Source organism: Streptomyces sp. WAC 01529 (assembly GCF_003945545.1).
Lineage (GTDB): Bacteria > Actinomycetota > Actinomycetes > Streptomycetales > Streptomycetaceae > Streptomyces > Streptomyces anatolicus.
Map to the genome: position 1 here is coordinate 3,221,838 of NZ_CP029617.1, position 26,719 is coordinate 3,248,556.

The following is a 26,719-nucleotide window of genomic DNA, read 5'->3' on the forward strand; positions in this document are numbered from 1 at the left end:
CGGGCCCCGGTTCGATGGACTGCGGTGGACGCCTGCGCCCTGCGGGGGCGCCGGGGCGTCTCGGACGGGGCCCCACACTAGGGCCTGTCCGGCGGTTCAGGTCGCGTTGGGGTGGCGGTCGCCGCCGGGTGCGGGTGACGGCCGGCACCAGGACGGCCCGCCGCCTGTGGATGACCCACGGGCGACGGGCCGTTCGTCGCGCACTGTTCGAGGGAGATGTGTGCCGAACGGGGGCGGCACCTGCGCGGATGCGCTTCCGTTCACACCGCTGCCTTCTTCAGTCGTCGGCGCTCACGCTCCGACAGACCGCCCCAGATACCGAAGCGTTCGTCGTTGGCGAGTGCGTATTCGAGGCATTCGGAGCGGACCTCACAGGCGAGACAGACCTTCTTGGCCTCGCGCGTGGAGCCGCCCTTCTCGGGGAAGAAGGACTCGGGGTCGGTCTGGGCGCACAGCGCGCGCTCCTGCCAGCCGAGTTCCTCGTCCGCGTCCTCGACCAGCAGTTCCTGAACCAGCTCGGTCATCTGCGCCCCTCGTCTGTCTGTGCGTCCCCGTGGTGCTGCCGTTACCGATTTCGGCTGAACGACACGAGTGAAATTACAAGTGTGCCGATCCGGGCCAGTCAAGCCGAGATCTGCTATTGGGCCCCTTATTCACTCTGCGGAACCAAGGCTATGCGGAAAGTGTTCAAATCGGCATAAACCATGACACCCGTCGGCGGCCCGCCGGCGCTCTCCTCCCGGAGGCCTCGGCGGAGGTCTCATATGGAAGGACGTCGATGTTTGAGTGCCGGTTGCTGCGCCATGTGTCCCGTGCGCCCGGTGCACAAACCTTTCGCCTGTCCGAACAACCGGATGAGGTGAAAGCTATCCCACATTTCGGACATAGAGTTGACAGTCAAGGTGTAACCAGGTGTCCTGGTGGGCATGCTCGCGAACCTGGCTCTTTCGATGACCCGCACCAGCGGGTCCATCGGTGCTGCCCACGCGCGCTGTCGCTGTTCCTGCTCCAGCTGTTGAGTCCATCCAGCTGTCGAGCCGCTCTCCCCGCATCACGCATTTCCGCCTGACCCGTCACTGCTGCCTTTCCGCGCTCCACCCATCCTTCGCGACACCCCAGCACTCTTACGTTGAGGAACCACCGCACGATGAACAGCGACAGCGACCTCCAGATCGCCGGCGACATCCTCGAAGTCCCCCACCTGCTGCAGCCCGCCCGCGAGCACCCCGCCACCGTGGCCGAGTTCGTCGGCCTCGCCCGCACCATCGCCGCCGACCGCTCCCAGTGGGAGCACCTCGTCCAGTACGACGCCACCAGCCGCTGGTACCACCGCCTGCGCACGGGGCCCGGCTACGAGGTCTGGCTGCTCTCCTGGGTGCCCGGGCAGGGCAGCGGACTGCACGACCACGGCCGCTCCTCCGGCGTCCTCACGCTTCTCGAAGGTGAGTTGACCGAGCACACCGAGCGGGGCACGCGGGCGCTCGCCGCGGGCGCGCAGCGCGTCTTCGCGCCGGGGTACGTCCACGAGGTCGTCAACGACTCCCTCGAACCGGCCGTCAGCCTGCACGTCTACTACCCCGGCCTGACCGAGATGCCGATGCACGCCGCCCGGTGCGCGGCCACCGCCGCGGACGGCGTCGCGGAGGATGTCGTAACCGCCTGACGCGCTGTCGTACCCGCCTGACATGCTGGGGACCATGCGCATTGTGGTTCTGGCCGGTGGCATCGGCGGCGCCCGTTTTCTCCGCGGGCTCAAGAAGGCCGCGCCCGACGCGGACATCACGGTCATCGGCAACACCGGTGACGACATTCACCTGTTCGGGCTGAAGGTCTGCCCCGACCTGGACACCGTGATGTACACGCTCGGCGGCGGCATCAACGAGGAACAGGGCTGGGGGCGTACGGACGAGACGTTCAGGGTCAAGGAAGAGCTGGCGGCCTACGGCGTGGGGCCCGAGTGGTTCGGACTCGGCGACCGCGACTTCGCGACGCACATCGTGCGCACGCAGATGCTGGGTGCCGGATATCCGCTCAGCGCCGTCACCCAGGCGCTCTGCGAGCGGTGGCAGCCCGGGGTGCGGCTCATCCCCATGTCGGACGACCGCGTGGAGACGCATGTCGCCGTCACACTCGACGGCGAGCAGAAGGCCGTGCACTTCCAGGAGTACTGGGTGCGGCTGCGCGCCTCCGTGGACGCTCACGCGATCGTGCCGGTCGGCGCCGAGCAGGCCAAGCCCGCGCCCGGCGTCCTCGAGGCCATCGCCGAGGCCGACGTCGTGCTCTTCCCGCCGTCCAACCCCGTGGTGAGCGTCGGCACCATCCTCGCCGTGCCCGGCATCCGCGAGGCGATCGCCGACGCGGGCGTGCCGGTGGTCGGCCTCTCCCCCATCGTCGGCGACGCGCCCGTGCGGGGCATGGCCGACAAGGTGCTCGCCGCCGTCGGCGTGGAGACCAGCGCCGCCGCCGTCGCCGAGCACTACGGCAGCGGGCTGCTCGACGGATGGCTGGTCGACAGCGTCGACGAGGGCGTGGTGGAGCGGGTGGAGAGCGCCGGCATCCGGTGCCGGGCCATACCCCTGATGATGACCGACATCGACGCGGCGGCGGAGATGGCGCGTGCGGCTCTCGCCCTCGCCTCGGAGGTACGGGCGTGACCCCGCCGGACGGGGCGGGCCCGTCCTTCCGGGTGTGGGCCGTGCCCGGGCTGCCCGAGGTGCGGGAGGGCGACGACCTCGCCAAGCTGATCGCGGCCGCCGAGCCGGGGCTCGCCGACGGGGACGTCCTGCTCGTCACGTCCAAGATCGTCAGCAAGGCCGAGGGGCGGGTCGTCGAGGCGGGCGACCGCGAGGCGGCCATCGACGCGGAGACCGTGCGGGTCGTGGCGCGGCGCGGGACCCTGCGGATCGTCGAGAACCGGCAGGGGCTCGTGATGGCCGCGGCCGGGGTCGACGCGTCGAACACTCCGTCCGGGACGGTGCTGCTGCTCCCCTCGGACCCCGACGCCTCGGCTCGCGCCCTGCGGGAGGGGGTGCGGGACGCGCTGGGGGTCGACGTGGGCGTCGTCGTCACCGACACCTTCGGGCGGCCCTGGCGGGCCGGGCTCACCGATGTGGCCATCGGGGCGGCGGGCGTGCGGGTCCTCGACGATCTGCGGGGCGGTGTCGACGCGTACGGCAATCCGCTGAGCGCGACCGTCGTCGCCACCGCCGATGAGCTGGCCGCGGCCGGGGATCTCGTGAAGGGCAAGGCGGCGGGGCTGCCGGTCGCAGTGGTGCGGGGGCTCGCCCATGTCGTGGGCGACGGCTCCGGGGCGGGGGACTCTGCGGACGCGGGGGCGCGGGCGTTGGTGCGGGGGGCGCGGGACGACATGTTCCGGCTCGGGACGTCCGAGGCGGTGCGGGAGGCCGTGACGCTGCGGCGGACCGTGCGGGAGTTCACGGACGAGGAGGTCGACCCCGGGGCCGTGCGGCGGGCCGTCGCCGCGGCGGTCACGGCGCCCGCGCCGCATCACACGACTCCGTGGCGGTTCGTGCTGGTGGAGTCCGCGGCGGCGCGGGGCGAGTTGCTGGACGCGATGCGGGACGCGTGGGTCGCGGATCTCCGGCGGGACGGGCGGTCCGAGGCCGCGATCGCCAAGCGGGTGCGGCGGGGGGACGTGCTGCGTAACGCGCCTTATCTGGTGGTGCCTTGTCTGGTGATGGACGGGGCCCATGCGTACGGGGACGCGCGGCGGGACGCGGCGGAGCGGGAGATGTTTGTCGTCTCGGCGGGGGCCGGTGTGCAGAACTTCCTTGTGGCGTTGGCCGGGGAGCGGCTGGGCTCCGCGTGGATTTCTTCGACGATGTTCTGCCGGGATGTCGTGCGGGACGTTCTTGGGCTGCCGGGGGGCTGGGATCCCATGGGGGCGGTTGCCGTGGGGCATCCGGCGGGGGAGCCTCCGGCTCGGGGTGAGCGGGATATAGCTGGCGTGGTCACTGTGCGCTGACGCTGGCCGGGGGGCCTTGGGGTGGGGTCTCGGTGCGGGTTTGTTGTGGTTGCTCGCGCCGTTCCCCGCGCCCCTTACGGGGCCCCCGGGCCGGATCCTCCGTGCGGGTTTGTTGTGGTTGCTCGCGCCGTTCCCCGCGCCCCTTACGGGGCGCGGGGGTCAGAGTAGGGCGATGTTTGTTCTGCGCATTCGGGGGGCTCTTCGGGGTGGGGTGTGGCCGCTCAGGAGGATCAGGCGGGTGGCTCGGTGGCGTTGGCCCTCGTAGGGGGTCAGGAGGGACAGCATCGCCTCGTCGTCCGCTTCGCGGTTGTCCGCCAGGGCGTGGCCCACGATACCCGGGAGGTGGAGGTCGCCGACCGTGACCGCGTCGGGGGCGCCGTTGCTGCGCTGGACGGTCTCCGCCGAGGTCCAGGGGCCGATACCGGGGATCAGTTCGAGGCGGGCCTGGGCTTTCAGGGGTTCCATCGTCGCCGCCTCCTCCAGGCGGGCGGCGACCTTCACCGCGCGCAGGATCGTCGAGGCGCGCTTGTTGTCCACGCCCGCCTTGTGCCACTCCCAGGAGGGGATCAGGGACCAGGTGCGGGGGTCCGGCATCACGTACAGATGGAGGGCCGGGCCGGGGGCCGGCTCGCCGTGGGCGCGGACCAGGAGGCGCCAGGCGCGGTAGGCCTCGTCCACCGTCACCTTCTGCTCCAGGATCGACGGGATCAGGGACTCCAGGACCAGGCCCGTGCGCGTCAGCCGCAGCCCCGGGCGGCGCCGGGCCGTCGCGGCGACCAGGCGGTGGCGGGGCGCGAACGCCGAAGGGTCGTCCGACGCGCCGAGGAGCGTCGGGAGGCGGTCGAGGAACCAGGCGGCGCCGGGGCCCCACGCCTCCGCCTCCACCGTGCCGGAGCGCAGCGCCAGGCGGAGGGTTCCGGGGCCCTCCGGTGTGCGGCTCGCACGCCAGATCGAGCCGTCGGGGGTCGTACGGAAGGTGGGGTCCGCGGGGCCGCGCCGCAGGGGGCCGATGGTCACGCCGAGGTCCAGAGGGAACGGCGGCTTCCACGTACGGGTCCGGGGGGCCGTGGGCTGGCGGGGTACGCCCGCCGGTACGGCTGTTTCGCCACCGCGCACAGTGGTGCGAGTGGGGCGCGGGGCGAAACGGGACGACATCTTTATGAGGGTAGGCGACGGCCGACCGTGCCGGGGCGCTACTGGTCCGAGGAGAAGCGGACGGCGCCCGGCGGCAGCTCGGCCCCGCACCAGACGCGTACGCCGTCGCGCAGTTCGTTGTCGGCGCCGATCCGCGCCCCGTCGCCGATCACCGCGCCGGAGAGCGCCGCGCGGGCCCCGACGCGGGCGCCCGCGCCGACGAGGGAGTCCGTGATCACCGCGCCCGGTTCGACGACCGCGCCGGCCAGGATCGCGCTGCCGGAGATCCGCGCGCCCTCGCCGACGCGGGCGTTCTCGCCGACGACCGTGCCGCCGGTGAGCTTGGCGTCCGGGGCGACGGAGGCGGTGGGCAGGACCAGGCTCTCGCCGCGGCGCCCCGGGACCGCCGGGGAGGGCGCGCGGCCGAGGACGAGGTCCGCCGAGCCGCGGACGAACGCCTGGGGCGTGCCCAGGTCGAGCCAGTACGTGGAGTCGACCATGCCCTGGAGATGGGCGCCGTGGGCGAGGAGGTCGGGGAAGGTCTCCCGTTCGACCGAGACGGGGCGGCCCTCGGGGATCGTGTCGATGACCGAGCGGCGGAAGACGTACGCGCCCGCGTTGATCTGGTCGGTGAGGATCTCCTCGGGAGTCTGCGGCTTCTCCAGGAAGGCGGTGACCCGGCCGGTCGCGTCGGTGGGGACGAGGCCGTACGCCCTCGGGTCCTCGACCCGGGTCAGATGCAGCGAGACATCGGCGCCGGACGTCCGGTGGGTGTCGACCAGGGCACGGATGTCCAGGCCCGTGAGGATGTCGCCGTTGAAGATCAGGACGGGCTCGTCGGGGCCCGAACGCAGGTGCGAGGCCACATTGCGGATGGCGCCGCCCGTGCCGAGGGGCTCGGTCTCCGTGACGTACTCGATGTGGAGGCCGAGCGCCGAGCCGTCGCCGAAGTGCGGCTCGAAGACCTCGGCGAGGTAGGAGGTGGCGAGGACGATGTGTTCCACGCCCGCCGCGCGGGCCCGCGCCAGCTGGTGGGTGAGGAACGGGACGCCCGCCGCCGGAACCATCGGCTTGGGGGTGTGGACCGTGAGCGGTCGCAGCCGGGTTCCCTTGCCGCCGACCAGGAGGATCGCTTCTGTCACCTGTCGTCTCTGCTTCCTGCTGGGGCCGGCCGAACTTGGGTTTCGGCCGGCCAGTGTATGCAGACGGATGTGCAGATCGTGCAGTTCGTACAGTGCGACCGGGCCTCAGCGGCCCTGCATGCGGGCGGAGGAGGACCGGGCTTTGCCGAGCTTGTCGTACAGGCGGCTGCCGGGGCAGTCGGTGGCGAATCCGTCACGGTGTCCGGAGATCACTCGGAGGCGGACGTTCCTGCCTTTCTTGAACAGGTTGCCACCACCGGACTTCAGGTAGGTAGTACCGCGCGGGTTGGCGCCGTACAGGCCGAGCTTCCACGCGGTCAGCCGGGCGATCGCGGTCACGGCCGCCTTCGGCGGGTTGGCGCTGCTGTACGTGCCGAGGACGGCGATGCCTGTGCTGTTCGCGTTGAAACCGCGAGTGTGGGCCCCGAGGACGGGCTTGGCCACACCTCCGGCACGTCCTTCGTAGATGTTTCCGCACTTGTCGACCGCGAAGTTGTAGCCGAAGTCGCGCCAGCCGCTGCTCCTGACGTGGTAGCGGTAGATGCTGCGCAGCACGGATCCCGCCTCTGAGCAGCGGTAGTTGTTGCCGGATGCGCTGTGGTGCACGAAGGCGGCCTTCACGGTCCTGGTGTACGCGAAGTCCCGCTCGCGGATCCGTTCGTCGGCGCCCCAGCCCTTGCGCGTGGTGATGCGCGGGCGCGGGCCGATGTAGGGCCTTACCTTGCCGACCACCTCGCGGCCGCCGCGGGCGGCGATCAGGTCCGCCTCCGTCTGCCGCTTGGTCAGCTCCGGGATCACGGCGGCGTCGAGCGGGGCGAGGTCCGCGTTGACGGCCGAGGCGGCGGCGGCCTCGGCGGACATGGCGGTGGCGCGCGGCACCTCGGCCGGGCCGCCGCGCGGCGGGGGTTCGTCGCCCGGGTCCACGAGTTCCAGGCGCAGGCCCTCGGGGAGCAGGGCGGGGGCGTGGCCCGCGCGCCGGTCGCTCTCGGCGCGTACGCGGATCTCCACGCCGTCGGAGTCGCCGACCCACAGGGGGGCCGTGGAGCCGCGGAGCCTGCCGGAGCCGCGCTCCATCGTGTCCGGGTCGGCCGCGTGTTCGTGGTTGTGCGTCTCGACGCCCTGCCAGCCGGACCAGGTGGTGGTGCCGGTCGCGCGGGTGCGGACCTGGACGGTGCCGTGCAGTTCGTCGGCCGGGTCGTCCCAGACGACGCCCACCAGCGAGAAGGGGCGGACGTCGCGGCGGGTCAGGCCCTGTTCGCGCTCCGCGGGGGCGGCCGAGCGGTCGGCGGCGAGGGGGGCGAGGGGCAGCGACTGGGTGCTGCCGGGGATGCCCTCGGCGCTGGGGGCCGTCTTTGCGTTCGGGGCCGCCTTTGTGCTTGGGGCGGCTGTCTTTGTGCTGGGGGCCGTCTTTGTGCTTGGGGCCGTCTTTGTGGTGGGGGCCGTCTTCGCGCCGGGGGTCGCGGCCCGGGCGGTGGTCGACGGCAGGGTGAGGGGCAGGGCCAGTGCGGCCGCGCAGGTGACGCCGATCGAAGAAGCAAGGAATCCACGCATACGTCCGATAGTCGGCATAGCGGAACATATCTGTCCATTGGGGAATTGACGGACCGTCGGCCCGGCGCGGCCGATCCGGCGGCCCGCGCTCCCCCGCCACGCCGGGGGCGCGCGGGTGCGCGCGTACCCTTGCGCCCGTGAACGCCAACGACCGCACCCCTGCCGACCTGCTGCGATCCGCGCTCGCCGCGGATCCCGGCCGTCCCCTGGTGACCTTCTACGACGACGCCACGGGTGAGCGCGTGGAATTGTCCGTCGCCACCTTCGCCAATTGGGTGGCCAAGACCGCCAATCTGCTCCAGGGCGATCTCGCCGCCGGGCCCGGCGACCGGGCCGTGCTGCTGCTGCCCGCGCACTGGCAGACGGCCGTGTGGCTGCTCGCCTGCTCGTCGGTGGGGGTGGTGGCGGACGTGGGCGGTGACCCCGCGTCGGCCGACCTCGTCGTCAGCGGGCCGGATGACCTGGATGCGGCCCGGGCCTGTTCCGGGGAGCGGGTCGCGCTCGCGTTGCGGCCGCTCGGGGGGCGTTTCCCCCAGCCTCCGGAGGGCTTCGCCGATTACGCGGTCGAGGTGCCGGGGCAGGGGGACCGGTTTGTTCCGTATGCCCCCGTGGATCCGGATGAGGTCTCCCTCGTGGTCGGCGGGGAGGAGCTGACGGGTGCGGAGGTCGTGGAGCGGGCCCGTGCGGACGCCGGGCGGATGGGGCTCGGGAGTGGGTCCCGGGTGCTTTCCGGGCTTTCGTACGGGTCCTGGGAGGGGCTGAGTTCCGGGCTGTACGGGGCGCTGGCCGCGGGCGGGGCGGTGGTGTTGTGCCGTCACCTGGAGGGGTTGGGGGAGGAGGCGCTGGCGAAGCGGGTTGTGGATGAGCGGGTGTCTCTTACGGTCCGGTGAGGCTGCCTTGTAGGTGCGGCGGGGTCTGGTGCGGGTTCGTTGTGGCTGGTCGCGCCGTTCCCCGCGCCCCTGACGGGGCGCCTCCGCTCGGTTCTTCGCTGCGGGTGCGTTGGGGCTGAGCGCGCAGTTCCCCGCGCCCCTTACGGGGCGTCTCCTCTGTGGGGTGTCACTCGACTGGGCTATGTCTGGGGGTGGTCCAGAGGCCCCCGGCGGTGGGGCGGGCCATGGTCGTAAGGGACGTATGACGGACCTACGCAGCCATGAGGGGTGGACGTACACGTGACCGACACCGCGGGCTCGGGTTCCGGGACGGAGGAGACTCCGGGTCCCGAGGTGACGTACGGGCCCGGGGCGGGCGCCAGCCCCAGTGGGGCCGGCGCGGTGCGGCGCAGGCGGCGCTGGCTGCGGGGGCTCGCCCTCGGGGTCGCCATGCTGGTGCTCGCCGCGGGCGGCGCGGGCTGGGTCGCCTACCGCAAGCTCAGCGGCAACATCACCAAGGACACCGACGCCGCCGCCGAGCTGGCCCGCTTCGAGAAGGAGCGGCCGACGCCACTCGTGCACGACGCCCAGAACATCCTGCTCATCGGCTCCGACACCCGCGCGGGCCCCGCCAACCGCAAGTACGGCAGGGATCCCGGCACCCAGCGCTCGGACACCACGATCCTGCTGCACCTGGCCGCCGACCGGCAGAGCGCGACCGCCGTGTCGATACCCCGCGATCTGATGGTGGACATTCCCGGCTGCCGCAGGCCGGACGGTTCACGGACGCGGGCCCAGTTCGCCCAGTTCAACTGGGCGTTCGAGTTCGGCGGGACGGCCTGCACGATCCGTACCGTCGAGAAGCTCACCAGGATCCGCGTCGACCACCACATGGTCGTGGACTTCGCGGGGTTCAAGGACATGGTCGACGCGGTGGACGGGGTGGAGGTGTGCCTGAAGGCGCCCATCGACGACGACGACGCCCACGTACGGCTCGCCCCCGGGCCCCGGACCCTCGACGGCGAACAGGCCCTCGGCTACGTACGCGCCCGCAAGAGCCTCGGCAACGGCAGCGACACCGAGCGGATGGACCGCCAGCAGGAGTTCCTCGGCGCACTCGTCAACAAGGTGCAGAGCAATGACGTCCTGCTGAATCCGGCGAAGCTCTACCCCGTCCTCGACGCGGCGACCTCCTCGCTGACGACCGACCCCGCCCTGGCGAGCCTGCGCGGCCTGTACGAACTGGTGCGCGGCATGCGCAACATCCCCACGGAACGGGTGCAGTTCCTCACCGTCCCCCGGAAGTCGTACACCTACGACCCGAACCGCGACGAGCTGGTGGAACCCGCCGCCGAGCAGCTCTTCACCCGCCTGCGCACCGACAGCCCGGTCCAGGTGATCCCGGAGAAGCCCGAGAAACCGGCGCCGGCCCAGCAACAGGCGGACAGCGACGGGAAGCCGGACGACCCTTCCCATACGCCGTCGCCCGCCCCGACATTCCGGGGCAACACCGCGGCGGAGGCCGCCTGCGAGTAAAGCGATCCTCAAGGGAAGGCCGCCTTCGACCTGGAAATAGGGCGGATTGCCCAGTTGTAGGGGAGTGGAATTTGTCACCGGCGTCGTCGGGCGCTGAACTGGGCGGATAGTGTGAGCGATCCGGTGCGCCGGGCCCTCTCGGCCGCGCACCGCTGGAACGACTGACCGAGCGCCTTCTTGAGGGGGTAAGGCGCCGCGTGGCCCCGACGGAGGACGCAAACAACCGTGGACGCGCAAGGCCGTGGGCGGGCTGAGAACATCGACCCCGCAGACCAGTGGGTACTCAACCCGGACACCGGTGACTACGAACTGCGACTGAGCCCCTCCGCAGGGCAAGGACAGTCGACGGTGCCTGGACCCCGCAGGGCCGACGCCCCCCGCCAGGGAGGGCGAGGCCGCCCCGCGCCGGGGCGCGACCGCGAGCGCCCGCGCCAGGGTGAGCGCGACGAGCGCCGCGAGGTGCCCGGGCAGCGCAGGCGCCGCGTCAAGGAGCCGGAGACGACCGGCGGCGGCAGGCGCAAGCAGCGGCCGCGGAAGTCCAAGGGCAAGAAGGTCCTGGTGTGGACCGGCGGCACCCTGGCGTTCTTGCTGGTCACGGGGTGTGTCGGCGGCTATCTGTACTACCAGCACCTCAACGACAACATCACGTCGATCAACGACGACGGCGCGGGCACCGGCGGCTTCAGCAAGGACCGGGCCATCAACATCCTGGTGGTCGGCACCGACAAGCGCAGCGGCGACGGCAACAAGGGCTACGGCGACGAGGGCAGCCTCGGCCACGCGGACACCACGATCCTGCTGCACGTCTCCAAGGACCGTACGAACGCGACCGCGTTGAGCATCCCGCGCGACATGATCACGGACATCCCGGACTGCCCCACCACCATGAAGGACGGCAGCAAGAAGACCATCCCGGGGTCGACGAACGTCCGCTTCAACGAAAGCCTCGGCCAGAACGACCGCACGCCGAGCTGCACGATGCGCACGGTCACGAAGATCACCGGGATAAAGCTCGACCACTTCATGGTGGCCGACTTCAACGCGGTCAAGACGCTCTCCAGCGCGGTCGGCGGCGTGGAGGTCTGCCTCGCCAAGGACATCGACGACCCCAAGTCCCATCTGAAGCTGTCCAAGGGCAAGCACACGATCGAGGGCGAGAAGGCGCTCGCGTTCGTGCGCACCCGGCACACGGTGGGCAACGGCGGCGACTTGAGCCGCATCGCGCTCCAGCAGCAGTTCCTCAGCGCGCTGATGCGCAAGCTGAAGTCGAGCGACACCCTGACCAATCCGAAGAAGATGTTCTCCCTGGCGGAGGCCGGCACCAAAGCGCTCACCGTCGACTCCACGATCGCGGACATCATGAAGCTCCGTGACCTCGGCATGGAGCTGGGCAAGCTCGACATGAAGAACCTGACCTTCGCCACGCTGCCGGTCAAGGACAACCCCGCCGAGAAGACCCCCATCACGGTCGTGCCCGACCCGCCCAAGGCCGACCCGCTCTTCGCGATGCTCCGCGCCGACCAGTCGCTGACCGCGGTGAAGAAGAAGGAGAAGAAGGAGAAGGCCGCGGTGGCCGCCCGGTTGAAGGGCCCCAAGGCCGACCCCTCCGACGTGCGGGTCGACATCTACAACGGCAGTGGCAAGACCGGCGCCGCTCAGACAACTCTCACCTGGCTGCAGAACACTGAGGGCGTGCTCAAGTCCAGCCAGCAGGGGAACGCGCCCTCGGTCATCAAGAAGACCACGCTGGAGTACGGACCGGCCCAGGCGGACCAGGCCCGACGGCTCGCCGAGATCATGGGTCTGCCCGCCTCCGCCCTGAAGCCGGGCAAGAGCGAGAAGAACGCACAGGGCCTCCCGGCCATGAAGCTGACGCTCGGCGGCGACTTCGAGGGCGCGGGGGTCCCCATCGCCCCGCCGTCGAAGGCGCCGGACGGGGTTCAGAAGGTCGAAGCCGACAAGACTGTGTGTGCCAAGTGACCTGAAGCGGTCGTTTCGCGTCTAACAATGCGCCAAGGGCAGAAGCACCAAGGCGTCGCGGAGCGGCCGCAGTTCGGGAACGGGGCGGGGAGGGGCTGGGGATGAGGCAGAACAGCGTGCGTAAGGAGGGGGCGCGACAGCGTGCCCCGCACGCAAGTGATCACGGCTGGGACGACGGCCCGCACCAGGACGGCGCACCCCCCGGGGAGCCGTCGGCGGACACCGCCACGCCCCCCGCGGCGCGCCCGCCCGGCCACCGGCGCCGGCGCCGCGGCTCGGGCGGCACCGCACGCCCGCCGCGCCGCAAGCGCCGCGTCCTGCGCTGGTCGGCGACGATCCTCTCGGTACTGATACTCGGCACGGCCGGCGCCGGATACCTGTACTACCAGCACCTCAACGGCAACCTGGAGACGGACGACCTGAACCTCGGCGAGCACCGGGCCCCCGAGCCCACGCCCAACGCCGCGGGCCAGACGCCGCTCAACATCCTGCTCATCGGCTCCGACGCCCGGGACTCCAAGGAGAACCAGAAGCTCGGCGGCGCCAAGGACACCTTCGGCTCACCGCCGCTCGCGGACGTCCAGATGCTGCTGCACCTCTCGGCCGACCGCAGCAACATGTCGGTGATCAGCATGCCGCGCGACACCCTGCTGCAGATCCCCAAGTGCACCGACCCGGACGACGGCAAGGTCTATCCGCAGACCGGCCCGCGGACCATGACGAACCAGTCCCTCGGCCGCGGCGGGCCCGGCTGCACGGTCGCCACCTGGGAGAAGCTCACCAACATCCACATCGACCACTTCATGATGGTCGACTTCGCGGGTGTGGTCTCCATGGCGGACGCCATCGGCGGCGTACCCGTCTGCGTGGACAAGAACATCCACTCGCGCGACAACCAGGGCCACGGCTCCGGTCTGAAGCTGGAGAAGGGCACCACGGAGGTCAAGGGCGAGCAGGCCCTGCAGTGGCTGCGCACCCGCTACGGCTTCGAGGGCGGCACCGACATAAGCCGCGCCAAGGCCCAGCACATGTACATGAACGCGCTGGTCCGCAAGCTCCGCGAGAACACCGGCCTGACCAGCCCCAACCAGCTGCGCAAGCTCGCCGAGGAGGCGACGAACGCGCTGAAGGTCGACGACGGCCTCGGCACGATCAAGAAGCTCTACGACCTCGGCAACGAGCTGAAGAAGGTCTCCCCGTCACGTACGACGATGACGACCATGCCCTTCGAGTACGTCGGCGCCCGCGTCATCCCCAAGCCCGGCGATGCCGAGCAGCTCTTCCGGCTCGTGCGCGACGACATCCCGCTGGACGGAAAGGGCAGGAAGAAGCCGGCCAAGGAGAAGCTCTCGGACGATCCGGCGGCCGACGACGCCCAGATCGGGATCCAGGTCCAGAACGGCACGCGGACCGCCACCGAGCCCCCGGCGTCCGGCCGGGCGAACACGGTGGCGCAGCTCCTCACCGGCAAGGGCTTCACCAAGGCGACCCCGGACACGACGACCGTCCTGACCGAGGACAGGACGGTCATCCGCTACCCCAGCGCCGAGCTGGAGGGCGACGCCCAGCGGGTCGCCAAGTCGCTGGGCCTTCCGCTCAGTTCGGTGAAGAAGTCGACGGACGTCTCCGGTGTCACGCTGGTCGTCGGCGCCGACTGGCGCGAGGGCGAGAAGCCGCCCAAGGCGCCGAAGAAGGACGACAGGACGCCGGAGTCGGCGGACGCGCTCAGCGGCTCCGACAAGAAGGCCTGCATGAAGGTGGACCCGGACTTCACCTGGTAGCCCCGCCGGCCCCCGAGGGTGGCCCCCCGCGCACGCGAGGGGCCGTTCAGGCCTCCTGGGTCTCCCCCAGGACGGCCGGGCGGCGCGAGGCGATGACCTTCCTGGCCAGCGAGCGCGGGCTGGTGAGGAAGCCCCAGCCCCACGACATGTGCATGGTCGCCAGCGCCACCGGGATCTGGAGGCGCGCCTTCAGCGGCAGGCCCTTGCCCGCGGGGACGGAGCCCGCGGTGATCGCCGCGAGGTAGCCGCCGGGGATCACGAAGCCCCACGGCGTGAGCGCCGCGCCGACCACCAGGCCCGCCGCGATGGCGCAGAGCGCGGTCGGCGGCGCGAGGTAGCGCAGGTTGATGGAGCCCGCGTGGTAGCGGGCGACGACGTGCCGCCAGCGGCCGTAGTCCTTGTACTGCTTGGCCAGCGCCTTCACGCTCGGCCGCGGGCGGTAGGAGACGAGCAGGTCGGGCGAGAACCAGATCAGGCCGCCGGCCTCGCGGATGCGGAAGTTCAGCTCCCAGTCCTGGGCGCGGATGAACTCCTCGTTGTAACCGCCCTGCTGTTCGAGGGCCTCGCGGCGGAAGACGCCCAGATAGACCGTCTCGGCCTGCTGGGCCTCGCCGCCGGTGTGGAAGGCGGCGTTGCCCACGCCGATCTTCGACGTCATGGCGGCGGCGACCGCGTACTCCCAGTCGTTCTGGCCCTCGGCGTGCATGATGCCGCCGACGTTCATCGCGCCGGTCTCCTCCAGGAGGCGGACGGCGGTCGTGATGTAGCCCGGCGAGAGCGCGGCGTGGCCGTCCACGCGCACCACGATCGGGTGACGCGAGGCCTTGATCGCGGCGTTCAGCGCCGCCGGCGTGCGCCCCGTCGGATTGGGGACCGTGTGCACCCTCGGGTCTTCCCTGACCAGCTCCGCGGCGATCTCGTCCGTGCGGTCGGTGGAGGGGCCGAGGGCGACGACGACCTCCATCTCACCCGCGTACTCCTGACGCAGGATCGCGTGGACGGCCTCGCGCAGATGCCGCTCCTCGTTGAGGACGGGCATGATCACGGATACGGCGGGCGGCTGCGCCTCAGACTTCGCGTTCATCACGCGTCACGTTACCGCGAATGGGGGACACGGACGCGCGCCGTCCGGGTCGCTACCCCGGGCCGCATTTCGTATGGGCTTACGTTTCTCGGGTCCCCCAGGCCGCCACCCACCCCCAGCCAAGCCCGTCTCCGCGGAGGTGTCCCCCACGTGCCCCCACCGCCCCGCTACCCCGCTCCCCCGCCGCGCCGCCCGCATCCGCAGGGCCGCAGGCCGCCCGCGCGCAGGACCGCGGGGCGGGGCAAGCGGCGGCCGCGCTGGGCGATGCGGGTGGCGACCACGTGCTCCGTGGCGGTGCTCGCGGCGGCCGGGATCGGGCACACGGTGGTCACCAGCCTCGACACCGGCATCAAGCGGGTGGACGCCTTCAGGGACATGAAGAACCGGCCGGCCTCCGGCAACGGCATGAACGTCCTGCTCGTCGGCACCGACGGCCGCGACAAGATCACCCCGGAGGACAAGCAGAAGTACCGCCTGGGCGGCGCGCCCTGCCACTGCACGGACACGATCATGATCGTGCACATCTCGGAGGACAGGGACCGCGCGAGCGTCGTGAGCCTGCCCCGTGACTCGTACGCCGATCTGCCCCCGCACACCGACCAGAACAGCGGCAAGCAGCACCGCGCGCACCCCAACAAGATCAACGCGGCGTACGCGGAGGGCGGGCCGAACCTCACGGTGCGGACCGTCGAGCACATGACGAAGGTCAAGATCGACCACTATCTGGAGGTCGACTTCACCAGCTTCATCAAGACCGTCGACGTGCTCGGCGGCGTGGAGATCTGCACGGCCAAGCCGCTGAAGGACTCGCACACGGGCCTCAACCTGGCGGTCGGCACGCACGCCATGAACGGCGGCGAGGCGCTTCAGTACGTACGTTCGCGCTATGTCGACGGGGCCTCCGACCTCGGCCGGATGCACCGCCAGCAGCGGTTCCTCGCGGCGCTCATCGCGAAGGCGACCAGCAGCGGCGTGCTGCTGAATCCGGTCAAGTTCCGTGACGTGACGCTGACGCTGCTCGGCTCGGTGCGGGCGGACAAGGGCTTCGGGACGAGCGACATGCTGGACCTCGGGCGGGCGATGCGGGGCTTCTCGCCGTCGTCGTCGGAGTTCACGACCGTGCCGCTGAGCGACAGGGGGCAGGTCCTGCCGGGCATCGGCTCGACGCTGAAGTGGCACCCGGAGAAGTCCGCGAAGCTCTTCAAGGCCCTGCGCGAGGACCGGCCGCTCGCGCCGCACCGCGTCAGGTCCAAGCACGCGCTGGTGGACGTCTCGCCGCAGCAGATCCGGGTGCAGGTGGACAACGGCACGGGGACGCCGGGGCTCGGCAAGCGGGTCGACGCGGAGCTGCGGGCGACCGGGTTCCGTACGACGGGGCTGCCCGCGGACGTGCCGAACGCGGCGAGGGCTCCGGCGCCGCGGACCGTCGTCGCCTACGACCCGCGCTGGGACCGCTCGGCGAAGTCCCTCGCGACGGCCCTGCCGGGCTGCGAGATGCGCAGGGTGGACGGGCTGGGGGCGACGCTGAAGGTGACCGCGGGGACGGACTTCAAGGCGGTGCGGCCGGTGCGGGCGGAGGACGAGCTGCAAGGGGAGTTCGGGGTGGTCACGGGCGACCAGGTGGTCTGCCCTTAGCCGCCGCTTGGTGCCGGGCCCCGAGGGCGTGGCCGCCGCTTGGTGCCGGGACCCGGGGGCGTGGCCGCCTCCTGGAGACGGGCCCCGGGGCCTCAGTCGTCGAAGCCCTCCGCGGCCCGTGCCTCGCGCAGCTCCTTGATCGCCCGGCGGCGGGCGAGGCGGTGCGTGCGGCGGATCTGGGCCTCCTGGTAGCGGCGGCGGTCGCGGTCCGTCTCCGGGAGGACCGGCGGGACCGTACGGGGCTTGCCGTCGGCGTCGACCGCGGCGAAGACGAGGTAGGCGGAGCCCACCTGCTGCGCGGGCGTCGACTCGTTCCAGCGCTCGGCCAGGACCCGGACGCCGACCTCCATGGAGCTGCGTCCGGTCCAGTTCACCTGGGCTTTCACATGGACGAGGTCTCCTACACGGACCGGCTCCAGGAAGACCATCTCGTCCATCGACGCGGTGACCGCGGGCCCGCCCGAGTGGCGCCCGGCGACGGCTCCCGCCGCGTCGTCCACCAGTTTCATGATCACACCGCCGTGCACCGTGCCGAGGAGGTTGGTGTCGGCGTGGGTCATGATGTGGCTGAGCGTGGTGCGGGACGCCGAGGTCGGCTTGCCCGGAATCTCCGATTCCAGACGGGGGGCCTGATCTGTCATGCCCTCCAGCCTATGCCGGACGTGTGAGCGAACCTTCCCCGGGCGCTTTGCATCAGCTCTGCAACAGCCCTGGCCCGAAATCCCGACCGCCTGTATGCCGCGCGCTCCGGCATAGCACACTGGGCCACATGAGCGATTGGCCAGACGATCAGGCGGGCGGCCGTGGCTACGGCCGCGGCAGCGGGGACTCCCAGCCCGACGGCGCCCGCGTGATGCGGCACGTCCAGCGCGGGGGGCCCACCCGCCCCGCCGGACCGCCGCCGGGCGGTGTCCCGCAGCAGCCCTCGTACGACGAGTACGGCGACGCGTACGGGAACGGCCAGCCGTACGGCGACGCCCGCGACGAGGTCTTCGAGCCGCGCACCCCGCGCCGGGACGCGTACGGGCAGAGCTACGACAGCGGCTACAACACCGGCCAGGTCTACGGCCAGCCCGCCGGCGCCGGCCGGGGCGGCGACGGCCAGCCGCCGCGCACCGCGCGCCCCGCGCCGAACTGGCGGCGCCGCATCAAGATCGGCTCGATCACCCTCGTGTCCGTGCTGCTCGTGACGTCCGTCGCCACGTACTTCTGGGCCGACGGCAAGCTCAAGCGCGAGGTCGACCTCTCCAAGGTCATCGAGCGGCCCGAGGGCGGCGCGGGCACGAACTACCTGATCGTGGGCTCGGACAGCCGTGAGGGCATGTCCGACGAGGAGAAGAAGAAGCTCCACACGGGCTCCGCCGAGGGCAAGCGCACGGACTCGATGATGATCCTGCACGTCGCGGACGACGGCGGGAACACGATGATCTCGCTGCCGCGCGACTCGAACGTGACGATCCCGTCCTTCAAGGGCGCCGAGTCCGGCAAGCTCTACCCGAACCAGGGCCGCCAGGTGAAGCTGAACGCCGCGTACGCGGAGGACGGCCCCGAGCTGCTCGTGCGGACCGTCGAGTACAACACCGGACTGCGCATCGACCACTACGCCGAGATCGGCTTCGGCGGCTTCGCCAAGATCGTGGACGCGGTCGGCGGCGTGGAGATGGACATCCCCAAGGGCTTCAAGGACAAGAAGTCCGGCGCCGACTTCGAGGCGGGCAAGCAGACGCTCGACGGCGAGCAGGCGCTCGCCTTCGTCCGTACGCGGTACGCGCTCCCGGGCAGCGACCTGGACCGTACGAAGAACCAGCAGAAGTTCCTCGCGGCCCTCGCCAACCAGGCGGCGACGCCGGGGACCGTCATGAACCCGTTCAAGCTCTACCCCACGATGGGCGCGGGCCTGGACACGCTGATCGTCGACAAGGACATGGGCCTGATGGACGTGGCGTCCATGTTCTGGGCGATGAAGGGCGTCACGGGCGGCGACGGCAAGTCCATGAACATGCCGCTCGCGGGCACGTCCGGCGGCAATCTCCTGTGGGACAAGGCCAAGGTCAAGCAGCTCGTCAATCAGCTCAACAACGACGAGAAGGTGACGGTCGAGGGGGGCTGAGGCCGCGGGCCGGGGTGGCTTGGGCCGCGGGCCGGGGGCGGCTTGGGTCGCGGGCCGGGGACGCGCTCGGAAGTGGCGTACCCCGAACGGGCCCGCCCGGCGCGAACCTGCGGCTCCGGCGTGCCACGGTGGTGCGAACTGCTGCCGCCGCCGATGTCCGGAGCCCTGCCATGGCAGACCTACAGGACGAGATCAACGCCACCGCCGAGGCGGGGGAACTCGACCAGTCCCCCGCACGGCCCGACCCTCACGCCGAGCCGCTTCCCGAAGGGGAGCCCGGGCTCGGTCCCGACGCCGAGTCCGATGCTGAGCCCGATGTCGAGTCCGATGTCGAGCCCGATGCCGACTCGCTGCACGCCGACGATCCGCTCGCGCGGGCCCGGGCCGTGCTCACCGCGCATCCCGTAGCCGACGGGTACAGCGGTCTGCCGGGAGCGCTGCGCGACCTTCCCTGGTACGACTTCGAGACCGGCGACAGCGGCCTGGAGAGCGACCTGCCGCGGCTGCGCGCCGGGCGGGTCGGGGCGCAGTTCTGGTCCGTACACGTGCCCGACTGGCTCGGCGCCGACCGGGTCGTGCGGGCGACGCTCGAACAGATCGACCTCGTGAAGCACGTGGTCGGCGCCCACTCCGAGGGGCTGCGCCTTGCCCGCGACGCCTCCGAGGCCACCGATGCCCGCAACTGCGGCCGCATCGCCACGCTGATCGGCCCCGCCCGGGGCGCCGCGCTCGGCGACTCGCTGGGCACGCTGCGCGCGCTGCACAGCCTGGGCGTGTGCGCGGTGACCCTCTGCGGCACGTCCTGGGCGGGCGCGTCCGGGCTGAGCGCGTTCGGCGAGGAGGTCGTACGGGAGATGAACCGGCTCGGCGTCCTCGCCGACCTCTCCGGCGCCTCCGAGGCGACCGTGCGGCGCGTGCTCGCCATCTCCAAGGCGCCGGTGATCTTCACCCGGTCCGGGGCCGGTGCCGTGCGCGACCACCCGGACAACCTCTCCGACGAACTGCTCACCGAGGTGGGTGCCGCCAAGGGCCTGTGCCTGGTGCCGCTGGCCGCGGAGCGGACCGGTCCCTCGGTGCGCGACGTGGCGGACCACCTCGATCACGTACGCGGCGTCGCGGGGCCGGAGTGCGTCGGCCTCTCGGGGACGTACGACACCCCGGACGAGCATCCGGACGACCTCGCCGATCCGTCGGGTTACCCGCGACTGATCGCCGAGCTGATCGAACGCGGCTGGTCCGAGGCCGACTTGGCGCTGCTCACCTGGGGCAACGTCCAACGCGCCCTGCGTGGCGCCGACTTCACGGCACGGGCCACGCGGGAGCGCAGGACGGCTTCGACGGCGACGATAGAGCACCTGGACGGCTGACCCGGCGCCCTGCGGCCGCTCGGGTCGGCTCCGGGGCCGCTTCGGTCAGGAGATCCTGAGGAGGCAGAACGGGTGCCCGACGGGGTCGGCGTACACGCGGAAGCCGCGCTTGCCGCCGTCGTCGTCCACGTCCAGGGGGCGCGCGCCCAGGGCGAGCACCTTCTCCTGGGCGGCGTCCATCTCCTCCTCGGTGCTGCCCGCGTCGAGGTCCAGGTGGACCTGCTGGGCGTTGCGGTCGGCGCGCGGCCACTCGGGCGGGCGCAGGTCGGGCACCCGCTGGAACGAGACCTTGACGCGTCCGGGGGCCAGGAGGTCGACCCAGTCGTCGTCGCCCTCGATGGTGCCGCCGATGATCGCGGCGTAGAACTCGGCCAGCTCGCGGGGGCGGGGGCAGTCGAAGACGACGGTGCGCAGGCGGGCGATGGGGGCGGGGTCGGTGCTGTCGGTGCTGTGGGTGCTGTGGGGGTCGTACTGGTCGACCATGGGCTCCTCCTTCTCAGCAGGCACAGAGGCAGAACGGGTGCCCCGCCGGGTCGGCGTAAACACGCCAGTTGCGATCACGGTCGGCGGCGTCGAGGACCGTGGCGCCGAGCGCGAGGGCCTGCTCCTCGGCGGCGTCCATGTCCTCCACCGTGAGGTCCAGGTGGAACTGCTGCGACCCGTCGGGCGCGGGCCACTTCGGTGGTACGTACCCGGGGGCCTCCTGGAAGGCCAGGGCCGTGCCGCCGTGGCCCGTGAGGTCGACCCAGCCCTCGTCGGCGGGGGTGGGGGTGCCGCCGATGACCGCGGCGTAGAACTCCGCGAGGGCGAGCGGGTCGGGACAGTCCAGGACGACGACACCGAGCTTGGCGAAAGCCATGGTTTCTCCAGGTCTGCTGATGCGGGGTTACTGCATAACCCCGTATAACCGGTAACCGTTACTTCATGCTCCCCCAGAAGCGGTAACGTCGCAACCATGAATGACAGGGCGCCCGCGCCGGGCGGACTCGCGTTGATCCAGGAGCTGGTGAACAGCGTGGATCTGGCGACGGGTGCGGACCGCCTGGACGCCGAGGAGGGCCGGAGCGCCTTCGGGCTCGCCCCGCGGGACGTGCCCGCGGCGCGTGAACTGCGCGAGTCGCTGCGGGCGGCATGCCTCGCGCACGCCGGGCACCCGCCGCACGCGCCGGTGCGCGAGCTGAGCGAACTCCTCGCGGCGGGCCCGCTGTTGGTGCGGGTGGACGCGGCGTCCGGCGCGGCGTCGCTCGCCCCGGCGGACGCGGCGTCGCTCACCGCGCGGGTGGCGTCGGCGGTCGCCGAGGCGCTCGTCTCCGGTACGTGGTCGCGCCTCAAGGCGTGCGAGGCGGTGACCTGCCGCTGGGCCTACTACGACCGCAGCCCGGCCGGGCGGAGCCGGTGGTGCGACATGGGGGTGTGCGGGGCCCGCGCCAAGATGCGGGCGTACCGGGCGCGGAAGAAGCGGTAGCCAGATGGACCAGCCGCACCCCGCGCGGAGTGACCTGCGCCACAGACTGTCACAGCCATGGAGCGTCCGGTGTCTTGAGGCCGAACCCCTTGAATTCGAGGCCGAACCCCTTGAAGCCGGGGCCGAGCCCGTTGTAGCGGAGGAGACACCATGGCTGAGAACACCGATGTGGTCGTGATCGGCGGCGGTTACGCCGGCGTGATGGCGGCCAATCGTCTGACCCTGCGCGGCGATGTGACCGTGACGCTGGTCAACCCGCGTCCGGACTTCGTCCACCGGATCCGCCTGCACCAGGTGGTGGGCGGGACCGGCGACGCGGTCGTCGACTACCGCGAGGTCCTCGGCGAGCGCGTCCGGCTCGTCGTCGACACCGTGGAGCGGATCGACGCGGCGGGCCGGAGCGTGGCGCTGGCCTCGGGCGGCACGGTCGGCTACGACTACCTGGTCTACGCGGTGGGCAGCGGCAGCGCCGACCCGGCCGTCCCCGGGGCGGCCGAGTTCGCCCACCCCATCGCCACCCTGGAGGACGCCCGGCGGCTGCGCCCGCTCCTGGACGCCACGCCCGCGACGGCGCCGGTGACGGTCGTCGGGGCCGGTCCGACCGGGATCGAGGCCGCCGCCGAGCTGGCGGAGACGGGCCGCGCCGTGACCCTGGTCTGCGGCGGTGTCCTCGGCCCCGCCCTGCACACCAAGGGCCGTCGGTCGGTGGCCGCGCGGCTGGCCCGGCTCGGGGTGGCCGTGCTCGACGGCTCCGGTACGGAGGTGACGGCGGTGACCCGGGACGCCGTACGGCTCGCCGACGGCCGCGAGCTGCCGAGCCGGGTCACCCTCTGGACCGCCGGTTTCGGCGTGCCCGACCTGGCCGCCCGCAGCGGGCTGCGCACCGACGCGCTGGGGCGCCTGCTCACGGACGAGACGCTGACCAGCGTGGACGACGGGCGCGTCGTGGCGGCCGGGGACTCGGCGGCGCCGTCGGGCCTGCCGCTGCGGATGGGGTGCCAGTCCGCGCTGCCGCTGGGCGCGCGGGCCGCCGACACCGTGCTCAGCCGGATCGCGGGTGAGCGGCCCGCGGAGCTGAAGCAGCCGTTCAGCGCCTGGTGCGTCAGCCTGGGCCGGCGCGACGGCATCTTCCAGCTCGCCAACAGGTCCGACGTGGCGATGGGCTTCCACGTCGACGGCAACCTCGCCGCGAAGGCCAAGGAGACCGTGTACAAGGTCGTCCTCAAGCACCTGGCGGCCGAGGCGGGCAAGCCCGGCTCCTACCGCTTGCACCGCGTCCCGGGAGACGCAAGGCGCCGCCTGCTGCGCCAGGCCGGGCCCGTCGGTGCGCCGGTGACCGCCGAACGTACGGCCTGACCGGACACCGGACGAATGAGGACGCCGAGAAAAGAGGACGTCGAGACATGAGTGACCACCCCACCGACCCGGCGACCGAGTCGTTCCTCGCCCACCGCAACCTCCTGTTCACCGTCGCCTACGAGATGCTCGGCTCGGCGGCCGACGCGGAGGACGTGCTCCAGGAGAGCTGGCTGCGGTGGGTCAAGGTCGACCTGGAGCAGGTGGACGACCGGCGCGCGTACCTGGTGCGGATCACGACCCGCCAGGCCCTCAACCGGCTGCGCACCATGAAGCGCCGCAAGGAGGCGTACGTCGGCCAGTGGCTGCCCGAGCCGCTGCTCACCGCGCCGGACGTCGCCGACGACGTCGTGCTGGCCGAGAGCGTGTCGATGGCGATGATGCTCGTCCTCGAAACGCTCTCGCCTACCGAGCGTGCCGTCTTCGTGCTGCGCGAGGTCTTCGACATCGGTTACGAGGAGATCGCGGCGGCCGTCGGCAAGAGCCCCGCCGCCGTACGCCAGATCGCCCACCGCGCCCGTCGGCACGTCGACGCGCGCCGCCCGCGCCAGACGGTCTCCCCGCGCAGGGCACAGGCGGCCATAGAGGCGTTCCAGCGCGCCCTGGAGACCAGGGACATGCAGGGCCTCCTCGACGTGCTCGCCCCCGAGGTCGTCCTCGTGAGCGACGGCGGCGGCGTCAAGCAGGCCGCGCTGCGGCCGGTCGCGGGCGCCGACAAGGTGGCGCGCTTCTACCTCGGCGGCTCAGCCAAGGCCGGGGTCACGATCACCACCGAGCCCACGGTGGTCAACGGCAGCCCCGCGCTCCTCGTACGCCTGGACGGCGAGCTGGACGGCGTGATGGCGGTCCGCGTCGAGGAGGCGAGCGAGCGGATCACCGGCCTCTACTACGTCCGCAACCCGGAGAAGCTGTCCCACGTCGGGGCGGAGACGCCGCTGTCCCTGCGGTGAGGGCACGCGCGGGGCGCGGGGCCGGTGACCCGGCGGGGCGGCGCGAAGGGCCCCGCTAGGCCGCCGGCCTGCCCATCGCCCGGTAGGTCCACCCGGCCGCCCGCCACACCGCGGGGTCGAGCGCGTTCCGCCCGTCCAGGATGACCGGCGCCGCCGCCACGGAGGCGAGCGCCGCCGCGTCCAGCTCCCGGAACTCGCGCCACTCCGTGAGGTGCAGCACCACGTCGGCGCCGCGCACCGCGTCCACCGCCGTGTCCGCGTACCCGAGCGTGGGGAAGAGGCGGCGCGCGTTCGCCATGCCCTTGGGGTCGTAGACCGTGACCTGTCCGCCCTGGAGGTGGATCTGCCCGGCGACGTTGAGCGCGGGAGAGTCCCGGACGTCGTCGGAGTCCGGCTTGAACGTGGCGCCGAGCACCGCGACCCGCTTGCCGAGGAAGGAGCCGCCGCCCAGCGCCTCGCGGGCCATCTCGACCATCTGGCCGCGCCGCCGCATGTTGATGGAGTCGATCTCGCGCAGGAAGGTCAGCGCCTGGTCCGCGCCGAGTTCACCGGCCCGCGCCATGAAGGCGCGGATGTCCTTCGGCAGGCAGCCCCCGCCGAAGCCGATCCCGGCCCGCAGGAACTTCTTGCCGATCCGGTCGTCGTGCCCGAGCGCCTCCGCCAGCTTCACCACGTCGCCGCCCGCGGCCTCGCACACCTCCGCCATGGCGTTGATGAAGGAGATCTTCGTGGCGAGGAAGGAGTTCGCGGAGGTCTTCACCAGTTCCGCGGTCGGGAAGTCGGTGACGACGAAGGGCGAGCCCTCCGCGACCGGGGTCGCGTACACCTCGCGCAGCAGCTTCTCGGCGCGCTCGCTGCGCACGCCGACCACGATCCGGTCGGGGCGCAGCGTGTCCCGCACGGCGAAGCCCTCGCGCAGGAACTCCGGGTTCCAGGCCAGTTCGACCTCGTCGCCCGCGGGGGCCAGCTCCAGGATGCGGGCGGCGAGCCGGTCCGCGCTGCCGACCGGCACGGTGGACTTGCCGACGACGAGGGCGGCCTTGTTCAGGTGCTTGGCCAGCGACTCCACGGCGGCGTCGACGTACGACATGTCGCACGCGTACTCACCGTGCTTCTGCGGGGTGTTCACGCAGATGAAGTGGACGTCGCCGAAGTCGGCGGCCTCCGCCCAGTCCATGGTGAAGCGCAGCCGGCCGCTGGAGCCCTCGATGCCCGCGACGTGCTTGCGCAGCAGCTCCTCCAGGCCGGGCTCGTACATGGGGACCTCGCCCCGCTGGAGCATGTCGATCTTCTCGGGCACGACGTCGAGACCGAGGACCTCGAAGCCGAGTTCGGCCATGGCCGCGGCGTGCGTGGCGCCGAGATAGCCGGTGCCGATCACGGTGATCTTGAGGGCCATGCGGTGCTCCAGAGGGTGTGCGGGGCTTACGGCTGCGCGTGCGCTGACCGAGCATAGTCGGGCGTGTCCCGGCCGCTCACGGGGCGTGTTCGCCCCGGTCGGCGAGGGCGCTCGCGGGCTGTCGCCAAGCTCACGTATCCGTGGCGCGGGCGGCGGCACTAAAATTGGGTTACTTAACGGTAATTAGCATCCTTGGAGCGTGAGAGACCTTGGCCGGATCGGCTGATTTCGACCTGTACCGCCCGTCCGAGGAGCACGACATGCTCCGGGACGCGATCCGCTCGCTGGCCGAGGCGAAGATCGCGCCGTTCGCCGCCGCGGTGGACGAGGAGGCCCGCTTCCCGCAGGAGGCCCTCGACGCCCTCGTCGCCAACGACCTGCACGCCGTGCACGTCCCGGAGAGCTACGGCGGCGCGGGCGCCGACGCCCTGGCGACCGTCATCGTGATCGAGGAGGTGGCGCGCGTCTGCGCCTCGTCCTCCCTCATCCCGGCCGTGAACAAGCTGGGCTCGCTGCCCGTCATCCTCTCCGGCTCCGAGGAGCTGAAGAAGAAGTACATGGGCCCGCTCGCCGCCGGTGAGGGCATGTTCTCGTACTGCCTCTCCGAGCCGGACGCCGGTTCGGACGCGGCGGGCATGAAGACCAAGGCCGTGCGCGACGGCGACTTCTGGGTGCTCAACGGCGTCAAGCGCTGGATCACCAACGCGGGCGTCTCCGAGTACTACACGGTCATGGCCGTCACCGACCCGACCAAGCGCTCGAAGGGCATCAGCGCCTTCGTCGTCGAGAAGTCGGACGAGGGCGTCTCCTTCGGCGCCCCGGAGAAGAAGCTCGGCATCAAGGGCTCCCCCACCCGCGAGGTCTACCTCGACAACGTCCGCATCCCCGCCGACCGCATGATCGGCGAGGAGGGCACGGGCTTCGCGACGGCGATGAAGACCCTGGACCACACCCGCATCACCATCGCGGCCCAGGCCCTCGGCATCGCACAGGGCGCCCTCGACTACGCCGCGGGCTACGTCAAGGAGCGCAAGCAGTTCGGCAAGCCGGTCGCCGACTTCCAGGGCGTGCAGTTCATGCTCGCCGACATGGCGATGAAGATCGAGGCCGCGCGCCAGCTGACGTACGCGGCTGCCGCCAAGTCGGAGCGTGGCGACAAGGACCTCACCTTCCAGGGCGCGGCCGCCAAGTGCTTCGCCTCGGACGTCGCGATGGAGGTCACGACGGACGCCGTCCAGCTCCTCGGCGGCTACGGCTACACCCGCGACTACCCGGTGGAGCGCATGATGCGCGACGCGAAGATCACCCAGATCTACGAGGGCACGAACCAGGTCCAGCGCATCGTGATGGCGCGCAACCTGCCGTAGTACGCGGG

General features: G+C 71.7%; 23 protein-coding genes. 14 read left to right on the forward strand and 9 right to left on the reverse strand.

What is annotated here, in order from left to right; genetic code table 11:
• Nucleotides 1-260: 260 nt before the first annotated feature.
• Complete coding sequence (locus DMA15_RS14380; protein ID WP_016642094.1) at nucleotides 261-524, reverse strand: WhiB family transcriptional regulator; 264 nt, start codon at nucleotides 522-524, stop codon at nucleotides 261-263.
• A gap of 623 nt (nucleotides 525-1,147) precedes the next feature.
• On the opposite strand from DMA15_RS14380, the gene DMA15_RS14390 reads away from it, so the two are divergent.
• From DMA15_RS14390 to DMA15_RS14400, 3 genes are read left to right on the forward strand one after another with little or no spacing between them, the layout of a single operon-like run.
• Nucleotides 1,148-1,663, forward strand: coding sequence for a cysteine dioxygenase family protein (locus tag DMA15_RS14390; protein ID WP_125513143.1), 516 nt, complete (start codon nucleotides 1,148-1,150; stop codon nucleotides 1,661-1,663).
• A gap of 34 nt (nucleotides 1,664-1,697) precedes the next feature.
• On the forward strand, nucleotides 1,698-2,654 hold the full coding sequence (gene cofD, locus DMA15_RS14395) for a 2-phospho-L-lactate transferase (RefSeq protein WP_125513144.1): 957 nt from the start codon (nucleotides 1,698-1,700) through the stop codon (nucleotides 2,652-2,654).
• Complete coding sequence (locus DMA15_RS14400; protein WP_125513145.1) at nucleotides 2,651-3,985, forward strand: coenzyme F420-0:L-glutamate ligase; 1,335 nt, start codon at nucleotides 2,651-2,653, stop codon at nucleotides 3,983-3,985. The genes cofD and DMA15_RS14400 overlap by 4 nt, the downstream gene beginning before the upstream one ends.
• A gap of 159 nt (nucleotides 3,986-4,144) precedes the next feature.
• Here the strand turns inward: DMA15_RS14400 and DMA15_RS14405 are convergent, their stop codons facing one another.
• The 3 genes from DMA15_RS14405 to DMA15_RS14415 form a co-directional block, all read right to left on the reverse strand.
• Complete coding sequence (locus DMA15_RS14405; RefSeq protein WP_125513146.1) at nucleotides 4,145-5,140, reverse strand: DNA-3-methyladenine glycosylase 2 family protein; 996 nt, start codon at nucleotides 5,138-5,140, stop codon at nucleotides 4,145-4,147.
• A 38-nt stretch (nucleotides 5,141-5,178) separates the two neighbouring features.
• Complete coding sequence (locus DMA15_RS14410) at nucleotides 5,179-6,261, reverse strand: NDP-sugar synthase (RefSeq protein WP_125513147.1); 1,083 nt, start codon at nucleotides 6,259-6,261, stop codon at nucleotides 5,179-5,181.
• A gap of 105 nt (nucleotides 6,262-6,366) precedes the next feature.
• Nucleotides 6,367-7,812 carry an N-acetylmuramoyl-L-alanine amidase gene (locus DMA15_RS14415; protein WP_125513148.1) on the reverse strand — a complete coding sequence of 482 codons (1,446 nt, stop codon included), beginning with the start codon at nucleotides 7,810-7,812 and terminating at the stop codon, nucleotides 6,367-6,369.
• A 137-nt stretch (nucleotides 7,813-7,949) separates the two neighbouring features.
• Here DMA15_RS14415 and DMA15_RS14420 point away from each other — a divergent pair, with 137 nt between their 5' ends.
• From DMA15_RS14420 to DMA15_RS14435, 4 genes are all read left to right on the forward strand, one after another.
• Nucleotides 7,950-8,702: a TIGR03089 family protein gene (locus DMA15_RS14420; protein ID WP_125513149.1), complete on the forward strand. Its 753-nt coding sequence runs from the start codon at nucleotides 7,950-7,952 to the stop codon at nucleotides 8,700-8,702.
• Nucleotides 8,703-9,137: 435 nt separating this feature from the next.
• On the forward strand, nucleotides 9,138-10,217 hold the full coding sequence (locus DMA15_RS14425) for an LCP family protein (protein ID WP_346428946.1): 1,080 nt from the start codon (nucleotides 9,138-9,140) through the stop codon (nucleotides 10,215-10,217).
• A 225-nt stretch (nucleotides 10,218-10,442) separates the two neighbouring features.
• Nucleotides 10,443-12,197 carry an LCP family protein gene (locus DMA15_RS14430; protein WP_125513150.1) on the forward strand — a complete coding sequence of 585 codons (1,755 nt, stop codon included), beginning with the start codon at nucleotides 10,443-10,445 and terminating at the stop codon, nucleotides 12,195-12,197.
• Nucleotides 12,198-12,298: 101 nt separating this feature from the next.
• On the forward strand, nucleotides 12,299-13,978 hold the full coding sequence (locus DMA15_RS14435; RefSeq protein WP_125513151.1) for an LCP family protein: 1,680 nt from the start codon (nucleotides 12,299-12,301) through the stop codon (nucleotides 13,976-13,978).
• Nucleotides 13,979-14,024: 46 nt separating this feature from the next.
• Here DMA15_RS14435 and DMA15_RS14440 read toward each other — a convergent pair whose 3' ends face one another.
• Nucleotides 14,025-15,062: a glycosyltransferase family 2 protein gene (locus DMA15_RS14440; RefSeq protein ID WP_125513152.1), complete on the reverse strand. Its 1,038-nt coding sequence runs from the start codon at nucleotides 15,060-15,062 to the stop codon at nucleotides 14,025-14,027.
• Between the two features lie 150 nt (nucleotides 15,063-15,212).
• Here DMA15_RS14440 and DMA15_RS14445 point away from each other — a divergent pair, with 150 nt between their 5' ends.
• A complete protein-coding gene (locus tag DMA15_RS14445) occupies nucleotides 15,213-16,697 on the forward strand; it encodes an LCP family protein (RefSeq protein ID WP_240659792.1) in 1,485 nt (494 codons plus the stop codon).
• A 92-nt stretch (nucleotides 16,698-16,789) separates the two neighbouring features.
• Here the strand turns inward: DMA15_RS14445 and DMA15_RS14450 are convergent, their stop codons facing one another.
• Nucleotides 16,790-17,338: an acyl-CoA thioesterase gene (locus tag DMA15_RS14450; RefSeq protein WP_125513153.1), complete on the reverse strand. Its 549-nt coding sequence runs from the start codon at nucleotides 17,336-17,338 to the stop codon at nucleotides 16,790-16,792.
• A 128-nt stretch (nucleotides 17,339-17,466) separates the two neighbouring features.
• Between DMA15_RS14450 and DMA15_RS14455 the strand changes: the two genes are divergently transcribed.
• Both DMA15_RS14455 and DMA15_RS14460 read left to right on the forward strand, forming a co-directional pair.
• Nucleotides 17,467-18,807: an LCP family protein gene (locus DMA15_RS14455; RefSeq protein WP_125513154.1), complete on the forward strand. Its 1,341-nt coding sequence runs from the start codon at nucleotides 17,467-17,469 to the stop codon at nucleotides 18,805-18,807.
• 170 nt (nucleotides 18,808-18,977) lie between these two features.
• Nucleotides 18,978-20,174 carry a dipeptidase gene (locus DMA15_RS14460; RefSeq protein WP_125513155.1) on the forward strand — a complete coding sequence of 399 codons (1,197 nt, stop codon included), beginning with the start codon at nucleotides 18,978-18,980 and terminating at the stop codon, nucleotides 20,172-20,174.
• A 45-nt stretch (nucleotides 20,175-20,219) separates the two neighbouring features.
• Here the strand turns inward: DMA15_RS14460 and DMA15_RS14465 are convergent, their stop codons facing one another.
• Together DMA15_RS14465 and DMA15_RS14470 are read right to left on the reverse strand one after the other, a co-directional pair.
• Complete coding sequence (locus tag DMA15_RS14465) at nucleotides 20,220-20,657, reverse strand: VOC family protein (RefSeq protein ID WP_125513156.1); 438 nt, start codon at nucleotides 20,655-20,657, stop codon at nucleotides 20,220-20,222.
• Nucleotides 20,658-20,670: 13 nt separating this feature from the next.
• Nucleotides 20,671-21,033, reverse strand: a complete 363-nt coding sequence (locus tag DMA15_RS14470) for a VOC family protein (RefSeq protein WP_125513157.1) — start codon at nucleotides 21,031-21,033, stop codon at nucleotides 20,671-20,673.
• Between the two features lie 96 nt (nucleotides 21,034-21,129).
• Here DMA15_RS14470 and DMA15_RS14475 point away from each other — a divergent pair, with 96 nt between their 5' ends.
• The 3 genes from DMA15_RS14475 (at nucleotide 21,130) to DMA15_RS14485 (ending at nucleotide 23,945) form a co-directional block, all read left to right on the forward strand.
• On the forward strand, nucleotides 21,130-21,639 hold the full coding sequence (locus tag DMA15_RS14475; RefSeq protein WP_125513158.1) for a CGNR zinc finger domain-containing protein: 510 nt from the start codon (nucleotides 21,130-21,132) through the stop codon (nucleotides 21,637-21,639).
• 150 nt (nucleotides 21,640-21,789) lie between these two features.
• The gene (locus DMA15_RS14480; RefSeq protein WP_125513159.1) at nucleotides 21,790-22,995 is read left to right on the forward strand and encodes an FAD-dependent oxidoreductase; all 1,206 of its coding nucleotides are present in this window, start codon (nucleotides 21,790-21,792) and stop codon (nucleotides 22,993-22,995) included.
• 47 nt (nucleotides 22,996-23,042) lie between these two features.
• Nucleotides 23,043-23,945, forward strand: coding sequence for an RNA polymerase sigma-70 factor (locus DMA15_RS14485; RefSeq protein WP_125513160.1), 903 nt, complete (start codon nucleotides 23,043-23,045; stop codon nucleotides 23,943-23,945).
• A gap of 55 nt (nucleotides 23,946-24,000) precedes the next feature.
• Here the strand turns inward: DMA15_RS14485 and DMA15_RS14490 are convergent, their stop codons facing one another.
• The gene (locus DMA15_RS14490; RefSeq protein WP_125513161.1) at nucleotides 24,001-25,344 is read right to left on the reverse strand and encodes a UDP-glucose/GDP-mannose dehydrogenase family protein; all 1,344 of its coding nucleotides are present in this window, start codon (nucleotides 25,342-25,344) and stop codon (nucleotides 24,001-24,003) included.
• Between the two features lie 209 nt (nucleotides 25,345-25,553).
• On the opposite strand from DMA15_RS14490, the gene DMA15_RS14495 reads away from it, so the two are divergent.
• A complete protein-coding gene (locus DMA15_RS14495) occupies nucleotides 25,554-26,711 on the forward strand; it encodes an acyl-CoA dehydrogenase (RefSeq protein WP_125513162.1) in 1,158 nt (385 codons plus the stop codon).
• The last annotated feature ends 8 nt before the right edge of the window (nucleotides 26,712-26,719 follow it).

Coding starts and splice junctions, on each gene's coding strand:
- DMA15_RS14380 (WP_016642094.1), bottom strand. CDS start 524: ATGACCGAGCTGGTTCAGGAACTGCTGGTCGAGGACGCGGACGAGGAA.
- DMA15_RS14390 (WP_125513143.1), top strand. CDS start 1,148: ATGAACAGCGACAGCGACCTCCAGATCGCCGGCGACATCCTCGAAGTC.
- cofD (WP_125513144.1), top strand. CDS start 1,698: ATGCGCATTGTGGTTCTGGCCGGTGGCATCGGCGGCGCCCGTTTTCTC.
- DMA15_RS14405 (WP_125513146.1), bottom strand. CDS start 5,140: ATGTCGTCCCGTTTCGCCCCGCGCCCCACTCGCACCACTGTGCGCGGT.
- DMA15_RS14415 (WP_125513148.1), bottom strand. CDS start 7,812: ATGCGTGGATTCCTTGCTTCTTCGATCGGCGTCACCTGCGCGGCCGCA.
- DMA15_RS14435 (WP_125513151.1), top strand. CDS start 12,299: ATGAGGCAGAACAGCGTGCGTAAGGAGGGGGCGCGACAGCGTGCCCCG.
- DMA15_RS14440 (WP_125513152.1), bottom strand. CDS start 15,062: ATGAACGCGAAGTCTGAGGCGCAGCCGCCCGCCGTATCCGTGATCATG.
- DMA15_RS14450 (WP_125513153.1), bottom strand. CDS start 17,338: ATGACAGATCAGGCCCCCCGTCTGGAATCGGAGATTCCGGGCAAGCCG.
- DMA15_RS14455 (WP_125513154.1), top strand. CDS start 17,467: ATGAGCGATTGGCCAGACGATCAGGCGGGCGGCCGTGGCTACGGCCGC.
- DMA15_RS14460 (WP_125513155.1), top strand. CDS start 18,978: ATGGCAGACCTACAGGACGAGATCAACGCCACCGCCGAGGCGGGGGAA.
- DMA15_RS14465 (WP_125513156.1), bottom strand. CDS start 20,657: ATGGTCGACCAGTACGACCCCCACAGCACCCACAGCACCGACAGCACC.
- DMA15_RS14470 (WP_125513157.1), bottom strand. CDS start 21,033: ATGGCTTTCGCCAAGCTCGGTGTCGTCGTCCTGGACTGTCCCGACCCG.
- DMA15_RS14475 (WP_125513158.1), top strand. CDS start 21,130: ATGAATGACAGGGCGCCCGCGCCGGGCGGACTCGCGTTGATCCAGGAG.
- DMA15_RS14480 (WP_125513159.1), top strand. CDS start 21,790: ATGGCTGAGAACACCGATGTGGTCGTGATCGGCGGCGGTTACGCCGGC.
- DMA15_RS14485 (WP_125513160.1), top strand. CDS start 23,043: ATGAGTGACCACCCCACCGACCCGGCGACCGAGTCGTTCCTCGCCCAC.
- DMA15_RS14490 (WP_125513161.1), bottom strand. CDS start 25,344: ATGGCCCTCAAGATCACCGTGATCGGCACCGGCTATCTCGGCGCCACG.